This window comes from Kineosporia sp. NBRC 101731 (assembly GCF_030269305.1).
Taxonomy (GTDB): domain Bacteria; phylum Actinomycetota; class Actinomycetes; order Actinomycetales; family Kineosporiaceae; genus Kineosporia.
The window spans coordinates 1-1,615 of record NZ_BSTC01000035.1 but is presented as its reverse complement, the minus strand read 5'-3'; the positions used below and the strand labels follow the sequence as shown (position 1 = coordinate 1,615).

Here is a 1,615-nt window from a genome sequence, read left to right as displayed (position 1 = left end):
GTCGGTGTGTCTGGTGATGGGTCTGGTTCTTATTGGTCAGGATTTGCATGACTATCTTCGCAGTATTTCTTCTTCTAGAAGATTATTTACGGAGAGTTTGATCCTGGCTCAGGACGAACGCTGGCGGCGTGCTTAACACATGCAAGTCGAACGGTGAAGCCCTTCGGGGTGGATCAGTGGCGAACGGGTGAGTAACACGTGAGTAATCTGCCTCTGACTCTGGGATAACCACGGGAAACGGTGGCTAATACCGGATATGACACATGGTCGCATGGTCTGTGTGTGGAAAGTTTTTCGGTCAGAGATGAGCTCGCGGCCTATCAGCTTGTTGGTGGGGTAATGGCCTACCAAGGCGACGACGGGTAGCCGGCCTGAGAGGGCGACCGGCCACACTGGGACTGAGACACGGCCCAGACTCCTACGGGAGGCAGCAGTGGGGAATATTGCGCAATGGGCGAAAGCCTGACGCAGCGACGCCGCGTGAGGGATGAAGGCCTTCGGGTCGTAAACCTCTTTCAGCAGGGAAGAAGCGCAAGTGACGGTACCTGCAGAAGAAGCACCGGCTAACTACGTGCCAGCAGCCGCGGTAATACGTAGGGTGCAAGCGTTGTCCGGAATTATTGGGCGTAAAGAGCTCGTAGGCGGTCTGTCGCGTCTGCTGTGAAAACCTAGGGCTTAACTCTGGGCGTGCAGTGGGTACGGGCAGACTAGAGTGCGGTAGGGGAGACTGGAATTCCTGGTGTAGCGGTGAAATGCGCAGATATCAGGAGGAACACCGGTGGCGAAGGCGGGTCTCTGGGCCGTAACTGACGCTGAGGAGCGAAAGCATGGGGAGCGAACAGGATTAGATACCCTGGTAGTCCATGCCGTAAACGTTGGGCGCTAGGTGTGGGGTCCATTCCACGGATTCTGCGCCGCAGCTAACGCATTAAGCGCCCCGCCTGGGGAGTACGGCCGCAAGGCTAAAACTCAAAGGAATTGACGGGGGCCCGCACAAGCGGCGGAGCATGCGGATTAATTCGATGCAACGCGAAGAACCTTACCAAGGCTTGACATGGGGTGAAAACTCGCAGAGATGCGGGGTCCGCAAGGGCGCCTCACAGGTGGTGCATGGTTGTCGTCAGCTCGTGTCGTGAGATGTTGGGTTAAGTCCCGCAACGAGCGCAACCCTCGTTCTATGTTGCCAGCGCGTGATGGCGGGGACTCATAGGAGACTGCCGGGGTCAACTCGGAGGAAGGTGGGGATGACGTCAAATCATCATGCCCCTTATGTCTTGGGCTTCACGCATGCTACAATGGCCAGTACAAAGGGCTGCGAGACCGTAAGGTGGAGCGAATCCCAAAAAGCTGGTCTCAGTTCGGATCGGGGTCTGCAACTCGACCCCGTGAAGTCGGAGTCGCTAGTAATCGCAGATCAGCAACGCTGCGGTGAATACGTTCCCGGGCCTTGTACACACCGCCCGTCACGTCATGAAAGTCGGTAACACCCGAAGCCGATGGCCTAACCCCGTAAGGGGAGGGAGTCGTCGAAGGTGGGACTGGCGATTAGGACGAAGTCGTAACAAGGTAGCCGTACCGGAAGGTGCGGCTGGATCACCTCCTTTCTAAGGAGCAC

The 1,615-nt window shown here is 57.2% G+C and carries 1 rRNA gene; it reads left to right on the top strand.

The features are described from left to right. The first annotated feature begins 85 nt into the window (after positions 1-85). A 16S ribosomal RNA gene (locus QSK05_RS35975) occupies positions 86-1,604 on the top strand. Positions 1,605-1,615: the final 11 nt, after the last annotated feature.